This is a genomic window from Streptosporangium sp. NBC_01810, assembly GCF_035917355.1.
GTDB lineage: Bacteria > Actinomycetota > Actinomycetes > Streptosporangiales > Streptosporangiaceae > Streptosporangium.
In genome coordinates this window covers 1,285,431-1,297,807 of record NZ_CP109070.1, presented here as the reverse complement: position 1 = coordinate 1,297,807, position 12,377 = coordinate 1,285,431, and the positions used below count along the sequence as shown (strand labels likewise).

16 protein-coding genes are annotated in these 12,377 nt (G+C 70.6%); all 16 read left to right on the top strand.

Annotated elements, in window-relative coordinates:
- Positions 1-140: 140 nt before the first annotated feature.
- The 16 genes from OIE13_RS06025 to OIE13_RS05950 all read left to right on the top strand — a co-directional run bounded on the left by OIE13_RS06025 (position 141) and on the right by OIE13_RS05950 (position 12,349).
- The gene (locus tag OIE13_RS06025; protein ID WP_326829695.1) at positions 141-791 is read left to right on the top strand and encodes a hypothetical protein; all 651 of its coding nucleotides are present in this window, start codon (positions 141-143) and stop codon (positions 789-791) included.
- 336 nt (positions 792-1,127) lie between these two features.
- Positions 1,128-1,394: a hypothetical protein gene (locus OIE13_RS06020; protein WP_326829694.1), complete on the top strand. Its 267-nt coding sequence runs from the start codon at positions 1,128-1,130 to the stop codon at positions 1,392-1,394.
- A gap of 76 nt (positions 1,395-1,470) precedes the next feature.
- Positions 1,471-1,737: a hypothetical protein gene (locus OIE13_RS06015; RefSeq protein WP_326829693.1), complete on the top strand. Its 267-nt coding sequence runs from the start codon at positions 1,471-1,473 to the stop codon at positions 1,735-1,737.
- A gap of 272 nt (positions 1,738-2,009) precedes the next feature.
- Positions 2,010-2,525 (top strand): hypothetical protein, encoded by a 516-nt coding sequence (locus OIE13_RS06010; protein WP_326829692.1) that lies wholly within the window; start codon positions 2,010-2,012, stop codon positions 2,523-2,525.
- Positions 2,526-2,535: 10 nt separating this feature from the next.
- Positions 2,536-2,841, top strand: coding sequence for a hypothetical protein (locus OIE13_RS06005; protein WP_326829691.1), 306 nt, complete (start codon positions 2,536-2,538; stop codon positions 2,839-2,841).
- Between the two features lie 80 nt (positions 2,842-2,921).
- Positions 2,922-4,376 (top strand): phage terminase large subunit, encoded by a 1,455-nt coding sequence (gene terL, locus OIE13_RS06000; protein ID WP_326829690.1) that lies wholly within the window; start codon positions 2,922-2,924, stop codon positions 4,374-4,376.
- 18 nt (positions 4,377-4,394) lie between these two features.
- Positions 4,395-6,467, top strand: a complete 2,073-nt coding sequence (locus OIE13_RS05995; RefSeq protein ID WP_326829689.1) for a phage portal protein family protein — start codon at positions 4,395-4,397, stop codon at positions 6,465-6,467.
- Positions 6,467-7,870 carry a phage protease gene (locus tag OIE13_RS05990; protein ID WP_326829688.1) on the top strand — a complete coding sequence of 468 codons (1,404 nt, stop codon included), beginning with the start codon at positions 6,467-6,469 and terminating at the stop codon, positions 7,868-7,870. Before OIE13_RS05995 ends, OIE13_RS05990 begins: the two co-directional genes overlap by 1 nt.
- Before the next feature lie 3 nt (positions 7,871-7,873).
- A complete protein-coding gene (locus tag OIE13_RS05985; RefSeq protein ID WP_326829687.1) occupies positions 7,874-8,254 on the top strand; it encodes a hypothetical protein in 381 nt (126 codons plus the stop codon).
- A 20-nt stretch (positions 8,255-8,274) separates the two neighbouring features.
- Positions 8,275-9,204 carry a phage major capsid protein gene (locus tag OIE13_RS05980; protein ID WP_326829686.1) on the top strand — a complete coding sequence of 310 codons (930 nt, stop codon included), beginning with the start codon at positions 8,275-8,277 and terminating at the stop codon, positions 9,202-9,204.
- Between the two features lie 58 nt (positions 9,205-9,262).
- Positions 9,263-9,601: a hypothetical protein gene (locus tag OIE13_RS05975; protein ID WP_326829685.1), complete on the top strand. Its 339-nt coding sequence runs from the start codon at positions 9,263-9,265 to the stop codon at positions 9,599-9,601.
- Between the two features lie 57 nt (positions 9,602-9,658).
- On the top strand, positions 9,659-10,153 hold the full coding sequence (locus OIE13_RS05970; protein WP_326829684.1) for a hypothetical protein: 495 nt from the start codon (positions 9,659-9,661) through the stop codon (positions 10,151-10,153).
- The gene (locus OIE13_RS05965; protein WP_326829683.1) at positions 10,150-10,683 is read left to right on the top strand and encodes a hypothetical protein; all 534 of its coding nucleotides are present in this window, start codon (positions 10,150-10,152) and stop codon (positions 10,681-10,683) included. The genes OIE13_RS05970 and OIE13_RS05965 overlap by 4 nt, the downstream gene beginning before the upstream one ends.
- Complete coding sequence (locus tag OIE13_RS05960; RefSeq protein WP_326829682.1) at positions 10,683-10,940, top strand: hypothetical protein; 258 nt, start codon at positions 10,683-10,685, stop codon at positions 10,938-10,940. Before OIE13_RS05965 ends, OIE13_RS05960 begins: the two co-directional genes overlap by 1 nt.
- A 3-nt stretch (positions 10,941-10,943) precedes the next feature.
- Positions 10,944-11,933 (top strand): phage tail tube protein, encoded by a 990-nt coding sequence (locus tag OIE13_RS05955; RefSeq protein WP_326829681.1) that lies wholly within the window; start codon positions 10,944-10,946, stop codon positions 11,931-11,933.
- Between the two features lie 29 nt (positions 11,934-11,962).
- The gene (locus tag OIE13_RS05950; protein WP_326829680.1) at positions 11,963-12,349 is read left to right on the top strand and encodes a hypothetical protein; all 387 of its coding nucleotides are present in this window, start codon (positions 11,963-11,965) and stop codon (positions 12,347-12,349) included.
- Positions 12,350-12,377: the final 28 nt, after the last annotated feature.

Genomic DNA, 12,377 nt, shown 5'->3' with positions numbered 1-12,377 from the left:
AGTAAGACTCCGAAGCCGAACCACGGCTGGACAAGAGTGCGGGCGGACGACGGAGGATTTATACGGCGGATCGTGACGCCCAAAGGCCCGGCTGGCCTCACCAGCGCCAAATGCCCAAGCAGCCACTAACCTGGGCGCCCATGAGCGATCCGAGCGTTTTAACCGAGGCCGCCGTTCTGACCCAGGTCAATAAGTGGGTGGGCGTCATCATCGCCCTGATCGGCGCCCTCATCGCCGCTCCCGATGGCGCGCGCCTGCTTTTCCAGTCCTCGGCAACCTGGATCCGTGCTCAGGTCAGCCGCTTCCGCAAGCCCTCCCCGCAGACGACCAAGGTTGTCAGTGGCACCGCGAACATGTCGCTTCCGGGGCTGACCGCTACAGTTTCCGCCCACGCGTGGAGACCTAATGACCCAATCGACGACCGCATCGAAGCACTCCGCGCGCACCTCAGCGACTTGGGAGGCCGTCTCAACCAGACAGCGCAGGAAGTCCGCCAAGAGCGGACCGCCAGGAAGGAGGCTCTTGCCGAGCTCTCTCGCACCTTTCAGGAGAAGCTGGACGAACTCCACCAGTTGCTGAAAGAAAAGGACCGGAAGACGGCCACCATCGATGCGCGGGGACTCCCCGTTATCGGCACTGGCATCTTTCTCAACGGCGTACCCGAAGCCCTAGCCGGACTCCCGTTGCGTATTGGGTGGTTCCTGGCCTTCGGAGGATTCGCAATCATGATCGTGGCCTTGATGGGTGCCATACAAGCCCACCGCGCAGCATCGCGTACGCCACCCGTTTGACGCGCACGCCAGGTGTGACACATCATTCTGATCAGCTGAGACGAGAAGGCCCGCCGAGTGCGGGCCTTTCGTATGTCCCCAGACTCCCGCTCAGGGGAGATGCGTAGGGATGGGTAGTCCAGCCTCGGCCCGTGGCCGCAGCGCTGGCAGGCTCCCGTAAGCCTGAAGAGCGGGCCCTGTCTCCCCGCCCCACCAAGTAGGACCCCGGCGCCACACCACGGCTGGGCGCCGGGCACAAGAGCTTCCGCCCTGGTCGGTCGGAAGGTGAGGGATCGGGTGAAGGGCGGCAGGTCTGAGGGGACCTGCCGCCCGGCCCGCCACGTCGAGAGGAACCCAATGCGCCTGACGGACCACGTCTCCAGCCTCGTGGAGACCTCCCTCGCCGCGCAGCTCGCGCCCGGCGAGACTGTGGACCACGAGGTGATGATGGCCAGCGTGTCCATCCCCGGCGGCCGACGCCCCGAGCTCACGATCCAACTGGTCGGGTACGACGGCACCACCCCGCTCAACGCCGCGCCCGTGACCATCGCTGGGCCCACCACCACCCAGACCGCGATCGACGGGCACGTGGCCACCGCGCTCACCTGGATCCGGGCGCAGTAGGACCGCCTCGTCACCGACTCACTGGCGGGACGTGAGGGAGACCTGTCGCCCGCCCGAGGCTCCCGGAAGGAATGCCATGCAGAAACCATCCATCGGCCGGATCGTGCACGTCATCGTCGATCCTGCCAAGAACAACGGCACCGATATTGCGCCCGCGATCATCACCCGTGTCTGGTCGGAGACCCCAGACTCCTGGTGCGTCAACTACAAGATTTTTTATGACGGTGAGGCCGCGCCCGGTTACACCACCTCGGCATACCTGTTTGAGAACGAGGAGGCCGCCCGCACATCGGCGGAACCAGCCATACCCGGCAGTCGCGCGTTCTGGCCTGCGAGGGTCTGACCATGAAGGTCGCCCCCCACCGCCCGGCCTGGATCCGCGCCAAGTGAGGCGTTGACCCCATGCGCCCGGCAGACCCCATGCGCCCAGGGCGCTGGTGCGGGCAGCATCAGCGGTACGAGTGCGATCGGCAGCGCAAGAGGGGCGGTCCTTGTCACGGTTCGGCTGTGGCCGGGCTGGGGGCGTGTCGAATGCATGCGGGGGTGACGGGCGAGGTGGCCAGGGCGCAGGGGGCGGCGATCACGGCGTGGTCAGCGCTCGCGGGATCTCCGACGGTGACGTCTACCGAGGCCGTGCTCGGGATGCTGCAGATGTCGTGGCTGCGCGTGCACATGTACGCGGGGCTGCTGGAACAGCAGGTCGCTGACGAGCAAGCTGCCCGCGAGGTCGGAGACCGCGCCGTGGAGCTCGACGTCGTGGAAGGCCACGAGGGCGAGGGCGAGGACGACTGGTCGGTGACGGAGTCGGTGCGGCGCGACGATGTCGGCCCCGGTGCGGGTCTGATCGGCCACACCCGGTCTGGCGTGAAGGGCATCGGCATCTTCACGACTGGCGAGGCAGTCCGCGGCCTGGCGCAGCTGGAGGCCGCCGAGCGGGACCGGGTCGTGAAGTACGCGAAGACCGCCCACGACATGGGGATCGCCGAGAAGACCGTCCAGCTGATCGACGACCACGCCTCCGAGCTCGCTGGGCTCATCTCCCGGATCCTCGACGGCCTGGAACTGAACCCGGCGCAGCGGCAGCTCGTCGGCACGGTGGTGCCGCGCGAGCTTATGCGGCTCGCGGGATGAGAGGGGTCTGATGTACGTGCCCGCCTCGTCCCGGCAGGACGTCCCGGTCTACTGGTCGGCGGACCTGATCGGCGCTGACGCCGAGATCGCGATCATTCTGCGGACCGTTCCGGAGACCGAACCGGCGGACGCCGACTACAAGCCCGCCGCCTGGGACGGCACCTCGGGCACCGCCACCATCAAGGTCGGCCCCGGCGACGACGCGACCCTTCTGGTCGCGGGCGAGTACGTCATCTGGGGTCGCATCGTCGACGGCACCAACCGGCCGGTTCACCGTGCGGGGATCCTGACGGTCGGGCCGCCGCCCGCGCTGTGAGTGTGTCCTGGGCGGAGGTCTGCGCGCAGGCCGCGTCCCGGTTTGCCCCGCGGGTCCGGCAGTGGGCCACGCCCGGGGCGATGGCCACCGACCTGGACCCGGCCCACCGGCAGACCGCCGCGCTCGACCTCATCGACCGCGAGCTGGTCGACCTGTTCGACGGTGACGGCCACGACAGGCTCATGGTGTTCATGCCCCCGCAGGAGGGCAAGAGCCAGAAGATCAGTCGCCGGACTCCGGCGTGGCTGCTGTCCCACGACCCGACGCTGCGGATCGCGATCGTCTCCTACGCCGCGAACAAGGCCGAACGGTGGGGCCGGCAGATCCGCCGCGACATCCTGGCCCACCCCCAGCTCGGCATCACCTTGCGCGCCGACTCCCGGGCCGCGGGCAGGTGGGAGACCGAGCAGGGCGGCGGGCTGATCTGTGTCGGCATCGCCGGAGGCATCACCGGCGAACCCGTGGACGTGCTCCTGGTCGACGACCCCGTAGAAGGCCGGGCTGAGGCCGAGTCGGAGACTTACCGCGAGCGGGACTGGGACTGGTGGGAGTCCGACGGGTCCACTCGCCTGTCCTCCCGGGCGCGCGTCGTGGTGATGATGACCCGCTGGCACGAGGATGATCTGGCAGGGCGCCTGCGGGTCCGCGAACCGGGCGACTGGCGCGTCATATCGATCCCCGCCATCGCGGGCCCGAACGACCCGCTCGGACGAGCGCCGGGAGATGAACTCGCCTCGGTTCAGAGGCGCAAGCCGGGCTACTTCACCAAGCTGAAGGCGACCCGCTCGGCGTACGTCTTCAACTCGATTTTCCAGCAGAGCCCCACGGCGGCCGAGGGCAACCTCTTCAAGCGTCCCGACTTCCGCTACTGGCACCAGATGCCCTCCGACTCCTCCCGGCATGGCCGCATGTCGGGCGCCCGCCTGGATCTCGGCGGCCGAATCCTGATGTTGGACGACTGCTGGCGGTTCATCACAGTCGACCTCGCCGCGAGCAAGAAGACGAGCGCGGACTGGACGGTCGCCTCTGCGTGGGCGATCAGCCCCGACGGCGACCTGGTCCTCCTCGGCCGCGAGCGCGGGCGCCTGGAGGAGGCCGAGCACTGGGACCACGTTCGGCCGCTCCAGCAGCGGTGGGCCGTGGACACGGTGTTCGTCGAGCAGTCGTTCATCTCCACGACGCTGGCGATCGACGCGACCGCAGCGGGGATCCCGGTCGAGCCGGTGACCGCCGACACCGACAAGATCACTCGGGCGATCCCGGCGACCCACCGCGTGAAGCAGCACCGGGTCTGGTTCCCCGCCGGCGTCGACTGGCTCGACGAGTGGTGCGACGAGCTCGCCAGCTTCCCCAGTGCCGCGCACGACGACCAGGTGGACACCCTGTCCTACGCCGCCCGGGTCGCCTCCGCCCACTGGCTCCCCGACCCCGACCCGACGCGGCCGACGCCGAGCGCCGACCAGACCGCCGAGCAGGCCTACGCCGCGGCGACCGGCCATCACGGCGGCGCCGACTACCTGACCATGCCGTACTGAACCGAGGGGGGTGAGTCCGTGGTTGCCATCCCCACCCGCGACATCGGCCAGGTCGACACGCTGCAGTACGGATCGCTGCTGGCCGACTGGCTGGAGTTCGTCCCGGACCTGCAGTGGCCGCTGTCGGTGCAGACGTACTCCCGGATGCGGCACGATCCCAAGCTCGCCGGGATCCTGGGCGCGTACACCCTCCCGATCCGGCGGGCGACGTGGGTCGTGGACCCGGCCGGGTGCCGGGACGAGGTCGTGCAGCTGGTCGCCGACGACCTCGGGCTGCCGATTAAGGGCGTGGATGAGAAGCCGGGCGGGGCGCGCCGGCGCGGCGTCATCTGGGGCGAGCACCTGCGCCACGCCCTGCTGTCCCTGGTGTACGGGCACATGGTGTTCGAGCGGCGGTACGAGATCGTCGATGGCATGGCGCGGCTCGCTGCCCTGGGCGAGCGGATGCCGCACACCATCGGTGAGATCACCATCAACCGCGACGGCACCGTGAAGTCGGTCTCGCAGGACGTAGTGAGCGCCGCAGACATTCCCGCGAACCGGCTGGTCTGGTACGTCCATGAGCGGGAGGGCGCGAACTGGACAGGCCGTTCCCTGCTGCGCGCCGCGTACGGGGCCTGGCTCCTCAAGCACGAGGTCTGGAGGGTCCACGCCACCAGCATCCGCCGGTTCGGGATGGGCGTGCCGAGCGTCACCGCCCCACCCGGCGCCACCCCGGCGCAGGTCACTGAAGCCACGAGACTCGCCTCCGCCATGCGCGTCGGTGACCAGTCCGGCGCGGGCCTCCCGCACGGCTTCCAGGTGCGGCTCACCGGCCTGACCGGGTCGACGCCGGACGCCATCGAGTTCGTCCGCTACCTCGACCAGCAGATGTCCGTCATGGCCCTGGCGGGCATCCTCGACCTCGGCCAGACCGAGACCGGGTCGCGAGCGCTCGGTGACTCCTTCGTGGAGCTGCTGCGCCTGTCGCTCCAGACCGTCGCCGATGACCTCGCCCGCGTGGCCACCTCCGGCCACGGCGGCATGCCCGGCATCGTCACCCAGCTGGTCGACTTCAACTTCGGCGAGACCGAGCCCGCGCCGGTCATCGTCGCCACCGACGTCGGCGACCAGCACGAGGTGACCGCAGAGGCGATCCAGATGCTGGTCACCTCCGGCGCGCTGGCCCCGGATCCGGAGCTGGACTCCTACCTGCGGCAGGCGTGGCGGCTGCCCGTCCGCAAGCCCGGTACTCCGGCGCCCGCGCCCCAGCCCGATCCGGCCCCGGCGCCCGCGCAGGCCCGCCGCCGTACGGCCCGCTCCCAGCAGCACGCTGCGGCTGCGCCGACTGCCCTGGCCGGGCGCCCGATGACCGAGCAGGAGATCGCCGCCGGGATGGACCCCGACGCCATGCACGAGGCCTGGGAGGCTGCGGTCGCCGCGCTCCTGGTCGCCTGGGCGGCAGGCATCGCCACCGCCTGGACCGCCACGCTGGCCACCCTGATCGCGGCCGCCGTCGACAGTGGCGACCTCGCAGCACTCGGCACGCTGCAGCTCGATAGCGCCGACGCGCAGGCGGTGCTCGCCGAGCAGATGGCCACTGTCGCCCAGACCTCCGCGGAGCAGCTGGTGGCTGAGGCCGCCGGCCAGGGCGTCGAGGTCGAGCCGCCGCCGGTCGACGTAGAGCAGCTCGGCCAGGTGGCCGCCGCCGTCGCTGCGCTGCTGGCCTCCGGGCTCGCCGCAGCGGCCGGCCGGGAAGCTCTTCGGCGCGCGGCTCCGGGCGCGAACGGCGTGGAGGTGGCCGAGGCCGTCACCACCTACCTCGATGGCCTGACGGACGCCAGTCTCCGCTCCCAGCTCGGTGGCGCGATCACCGCCGCCCAGCAGGCCGGGCGGTTCGCGGCCCTGGAGTCCGCGCTGGAGGTCAACCCAGATGGGCTGCTCATCGCGAGTGAGGTCAACGACGTGAGCACCTGCGGGCCGTGCCGCGAGATCGACGGCACTGAGTTCGCCGACCTCGGCGCGGCGATGGCGGCCTACCCGGTGGGCGGCTACGTGGCCTGCAAGGGCGGCGTGCGGTGCAGGGGCACGGTCTTCGGGCTGTGGTCGTGATGGCCGACATCACCGTCCCCACTGCGGCGCCGCTGGCCAGCGTGCACGGCGTCGAGCTCATACAGACCGGCCAATGGGACATCTCAACGGGCACCGCGACGTTCACCCGCGACGACCTGGCCGCCGCCGTCGGCGCCCAGGACTGCCCCGCCGTACGGCGGCCGATCCTCAAGCTCGGCCACACCGACCCCCGCTTCGACGGAGAGCCCGCGGTGGGGTTCGTCGATGCCATGGCCACCATCAACTCGGGTCACACGCTGATCGGCGACTACGTCGGCATGCCGGGCTGGCTCGGCCCCGTCCTCCCGTCGGCCTGGCCCGACCGCAGCATCGAGGGCTGGTGGGACTTCCAGTGCCAGCTCGGCCACGTACATCCGTTCGTGGTTACCGCCGTGGCCTTGCTCGGCGTCTCCCGGCCCGGCATCGGCACGCTGCAGTCCCTGCAGGACGTGGCCGACCTGTACGGCGTCGCCGCCGGCGCCCCCGAGCCCGCTCCGTCCTTCGGCCACGCGGTCGTCATCCACTGCAAGGGAGCAGCACCGATGCCCAATCCGAGCCCCCTCCAGGTCGCGGCCACGGTCACGTCCGAGGACGTGCGCCGGGCCTACTACGAAACGACGCCCTGGTCGGTGTGGATCTGCGAGATGCAGCTCGAACCGCTGCAGCTGATCACCGTGGACGATCTCACCGGCAAGTACGCCCGAGTGCCGATCACGATCAACGGTGACGACTTCGAGTTCGGCGAGGCGGTGCCCGTCGAGATCCAGTACGTCGACACCACCGGCACGCCCGCCGCCGCCAGCGCGGGCGCCGGGCGTCTGGTGTACGCCTCCCGCGCCGAGTCGCGCCCCGGCCCGCCGCCCCGCGCGGCCGGCCCTGAAGCTCCCCCGGTCGAGCCGGCCGCGGGGCCCACCCCAACACCGGAAGGAGAGGCATCCATGCCTGCTCTGGACGAGGGCCTGCGTGAGCGGCTCGGCCTGGCGGCCGACGCTGACGAGGCCGCGATCCTGGCGGCGGTCGACGAGCTCACCGAGACTGCGACCGCCCCGCCCGCTCCTGTCCCCGCTGCGGCGTCGCCCGCGCTGCCGCCCGGCACGGTCGCCATCGACGAGGCCACGCTGGCCGAGCTGCGCGAGCGCGCCGAACAGGGCGCCGCCGCCCGCACCCAGCAGCTCACCGAGTCCCGCGACCGGGCCATCGACGACGCGGTGAAGGCCGGGAAGATCCCGCCCGCCCGCGTCGAGCACTGGCAGAAGGCGTGGGCCGCCGACCCTGACGGCACCCGGCAGACCCTGGCGTCCCTCGCCCCGGGCCTGGTCCCCATCGAGGACATCGGCGAACCGGGTGGCGACGACGCCCTCGACGCCGACTGGGACCGTCTCCACTCCGTGAAGGGAGCCTGACCCATGGGTGACTATGTTCCGGTCTACGCGGGCGGCGCCCAGCCGTTCGGTATGACCGCCAGCGCGACCATCACCGGCGGCCAGGTGCTCATCGCCTCGGGCGTCGGCACCGTCGCCCCTGCGGCGGGTGCTGACGGCAAGGTCGTCGGCGTCGCGGCCCACGACGCCGCCAACGGGGCCCGGGTCTCGGTGTGGCCGATCCCTGGCATCACGCACGAGACCATCACCCCGACCGGCGCGACCGCCGGGAACGCGCTGGCCAGCGCCGCGGCGGGGACCGTCGATCCCGGCACGCTGGGCACCCTCGCCGCAGCGGGAACGCTGATCGGCACCGCAGTGTCCACCGCGACCTCCGGCCTCAAGTGCCGGTGGATCGGTCGCTGACCCCCGAAGGGAGATAGAGCATGCCTGGTACGTATCCGGCAGGCCCCCCGACGCTCAGCGGGGATCTGCTCACGATCAACAAGAACCTGCAGAACCCGGCCTACATCCGCCGGCGCCTGCGGACGTTCGCGAACCTGCGGTTCGTCAGCGACCAGATCCTGACCCAGCGGTTCCGCACGGTCGGCGGCGCGATCCTCTACGAGGTATCCGAGCCGATCCTCACCACGCGGCCAGTCGAGTCCGTGCCGCCGGGCGGCGAATACCCGCTCGACGTCCCGCCGACCGGCGCTGCCGCGCTCGCCGCGGTCCAGAAGTGGGGCCAGGCGATCAAGATGACCGATGAGGAGGTCGCCCGTAACCGGTACGCCGGGGACGCGGTGGACCGCAACCTCCTCAAGGTCGTCAACTCCATCATCAAGCAGGTCGACGGGGTCGCGCTGTCCGCGATCGGCTCTACGGTGACCGCGACCCAGGCGGCGGCCGCGTCGTGGTCGGGCGGCAGCCCGAAGATCCTGCAGGACGTTGAGCTGGCGATCGCCAAGGTCGAGGACCTGAACATGGGCTACGTGCCCGACACGATCCTCGTGAGCTCGACGAAGTACGCCTACCTGGCGTCCGACCCGGTGATCGCCGCGCTGCGCCGGCGGGAGACGACCGACAACCCCGTCTACAGCGGGGATATCGAGACGATCGCGGGCCTGGTGGTGCTGAAGGCGCCGCTGTCGTCCCTGCCCGGCGGCATCGACAGCCCGTGGATTTTCGACTCCAAGCAGATCGGCGGCATGGCCGACGAGGAGGACAACGCCCCCGGCTACACCGTCGCCGAAATGGCCGTCCAGGTGCAGACCAAGCGCATGGACGAGAACGACGGCTGGAAGATGTGGGGCCGCCGCAAGACAGTGCCCGTCGTCCAGGAGCCGGGCGCCGGCATCCAGATCACCGGCACCTGAGAGGCGGTCGACCATGAAGATGTTCCGGGTCACGGGCCCGTGCCTAGCCAACGTGCCAATGTCGGGCCCTCTGGGCGAGATGCGCCAGACCCTCTACCAGCACGCGGTGTTCAATGCCGACCTGGTCGAGGACGAACTGCTGGAGCTGTGGCAGAAGCGGGGGCTGGCCGAGCCCGTCGACACCGACGCCAGCCCGCTAACCGATCCCGCGCCGCCGTCGGACCCGGAGGGCGGCAGCACGCCGCCCACACCGGCACCGCCGTCGATCACCAACCGCTCCAACAAGGGCGAACTGGTGGCGTACGGCGTGAGCCAGGGCGACGACCAGGCCGAGCTGCAGGGCATGAGCGTCAAGGACCTGCAGCAGCGCTACCTGAAGGCACAGCAGTCCGAGTAGGACGTCGGCCCGGCGGCGCGAGCGTCGGGCTGGCACAACCAGATAGGGGGTGGGGTCGTGTCGGTTCCGTGGGTGCCGAGCTTGGAGCAGGTGGCAGGCCACATCCCCGCCCGGACACGGGCCACCACCCACCCGGGCGCCAACAACGAGGACGCCCTGCCGAAGGGCACCTTCACCGCGGAGACCCAGCCCACCGACGAGGTGGCGGGCCGGTTCATCGCCGCGGCGGTGGCGCAGGTGGCTGGCCGGGTCGGCACGGTCCCGTCGACCCCGACCTACCTGGTGGGCCTGGCCACTGCGGCGGCGGCGCTGCGGGCGGCGGCAGACATCGAGCTCGCGTATGGCAGCGACCGCGACGCGGACCGGGACGCGAACAAGGACGCGGTCCGCGACATCGACACGCAGATCTATGAGCGCCTCGACGCCCGCGCAGGGAAGGCGCTGGCGGACCTGGTGGACGCGATCGGGCAAGGCGGCGGCGGGCCGAGCGGCCAGCTTCTGCCACAGTGGTCGATGCCCGAGCCGCCCGCGTGGGGGGACACGGACCTGTGAGCGTGCGGGAGACGGTCCGCCGTGGCATCGCCGAGTACTTCGGCGGGCTGCTGGACCCGAGCGATCCGGCGGCCACCCTGTACCGGCCGGGGCCGCTGCTGCCGTACAGCCTGGCCACGGTGCGCGCCTACGCCGGACGGCCGCGGCAGCCCGACACCGACTTCACCGTAGGGCTGGAGCCGCCGCGCGCCATGGGCGCCCGCATGACCATCGGCCTGGCCACGACGACCGAGCGGCGCGTCACGACCGGCGGCTGGAAGGCGCTCGTGATCCAGGTGTCGCTCGGCATCGAGGTGCTCGGTACGGCGCCGCACCCCGAGATCGCGCAGGCCGAGGTGGACGAGCTGCTGGAGGCCATCGCCGCGATGGTGCGCGCGGATCCGACGCTTGGGGGCTGCGTGCTGCAGGCGGGCGAGGGGTCACGCGGCATCGTCACTACCTGCTCCGAGCCGCTGTTCGAGGGCTCATCGTCCCGACTCGGCATCACCGCGAGCGTCGCTTTCGACGCCGACGTCTACCTGGAGGCCTGATGACCTGGCGCTACACGGGCGATATGCCCGCCACTTACCCCGCCTACCTGGCCATCGGCGAGGACGGCCAGGTGCAGACGCTGGTCGCCGAGCCCGGAAAGACCTACGAGATCCAGCCCGCCGAGGGCACCGAGACCGTCACCCCGTCCGAGAAGGAGGGAGGCAAGCCGACCGTGACGAAGCTGCCCGTCCCGCCTGAGGGGCCGTGGGAGCGCGTGAAGACCACAACCAGCAGCAGCGACAAGGGCAAGGAGTAGGCGATGGGCGTGTTCGCCGGATCGAAGCGCTGGGTGGGGATCGCGAAGGAGGTCACGCCGGGCACGGCGGTCGCCCCCGCGCTCACGATCCCCGTCGATAAATTCGACCCCAGCGATGACGTGACGCAGCTGGATGACCAGGCGCTGCGCGGCAGCATGGCCAAGCAGTACGGCCAGTACTCCGGCCCGATCATGTCGAGCTGGGATCTGGGCGGGCCGATGTTCGGCGACGGCCTGGGCTACCTGCTGCACAACATTCTGGGCGGGTACGCGGTGAGCGGTGTCGCGGCCCCGTACAGCCACACGTTCTCGCTGCTGAACTCCGGCGACGGGCAGCCGGTCACACACACCCTGACGGACGTCACCGGCGTCCCGGCCGTCTCGGGCGCCCGCCAGTACCCCTACAGCTGCCTGTCGGAACTGACGCTGACCTGGAACGCCGAGCAGCTGTGCAGCTGGGAGGCCAAGGCGCAGGCGTGGCCGTCCGTCGTGCCGGGTGTGGCGCCGACGAACACCCTGTCGTCCGTCCCGCCGGTCGCTTCATGGCGAGGCGCGGTCGGCATCGGCGGCCCGGCCTCCGCCGGCACCCTCGTCACGGACGTCACCGAGATGTCCATCACGATCAGCCGCGAGGTGACGCCGTATCACACGGCGGACGGCTCTCAGTCGCCGTTCGTCATCGCCCGCGGCCCGGTGGACGTCACGGGCAAGTTCACGCAGATCGCGCAGAGCGAGCAGCGGATGCTGGACCTGCTGGCGAACACTCAGCCGCAGCTCCAGTTCGTACTGTCCAACGGGCTCACCCTGGGCGCGCTGATCTCCGTGCAGTTCGACCTGCAGAAGGTCGGCTACCGCTCCACGAAGATCAACACCGGCACCGTGTTCCAGTACGACGTCGAGTTCACAGCCATCGCGAACAGCACAAACGTGGGCGCGTCCGGTGGCTTCGCTCCGGCCAAGGTGACGCTGCAGAACGCCGTCGTCACCTACTGACCCGCCCGATCCCCGAGGAGATTCCCCCGATGCGCGTAGACCTGCCCGGCGGCCAGTGGGCCGAGCTGATCGCCCCCTCCGATCTGCGAGCGGGCGACATGAAGGCCATGCGCCGCGATCAGACTCTGACCGGCGGCACCGCGACGATGGGCTGGTGGGACGCGGCCCGTGACGTGCTGCTGCGCCGCGTCATCACCGCCTGGTCGCTGGACCTGCCCCTGCCGAAGGACCTGCCCGGCACCGAGGAGGAGGCGGGAAGCCTCGACCGGGTGACCATCCCCGTCTACCAGGCGCTGCTGGACACCCTGGACCCCTACATCGCGCTGATCAACGGCGAGGCGGAGGAGGACCCAAAACCCTCCAGCGGATCCGCTGGTACCTCGACGGACAGTCCGTCGACCTCGGTGAGCAGCTGACCCAGACGGTCCGCTACGCGATCTACGC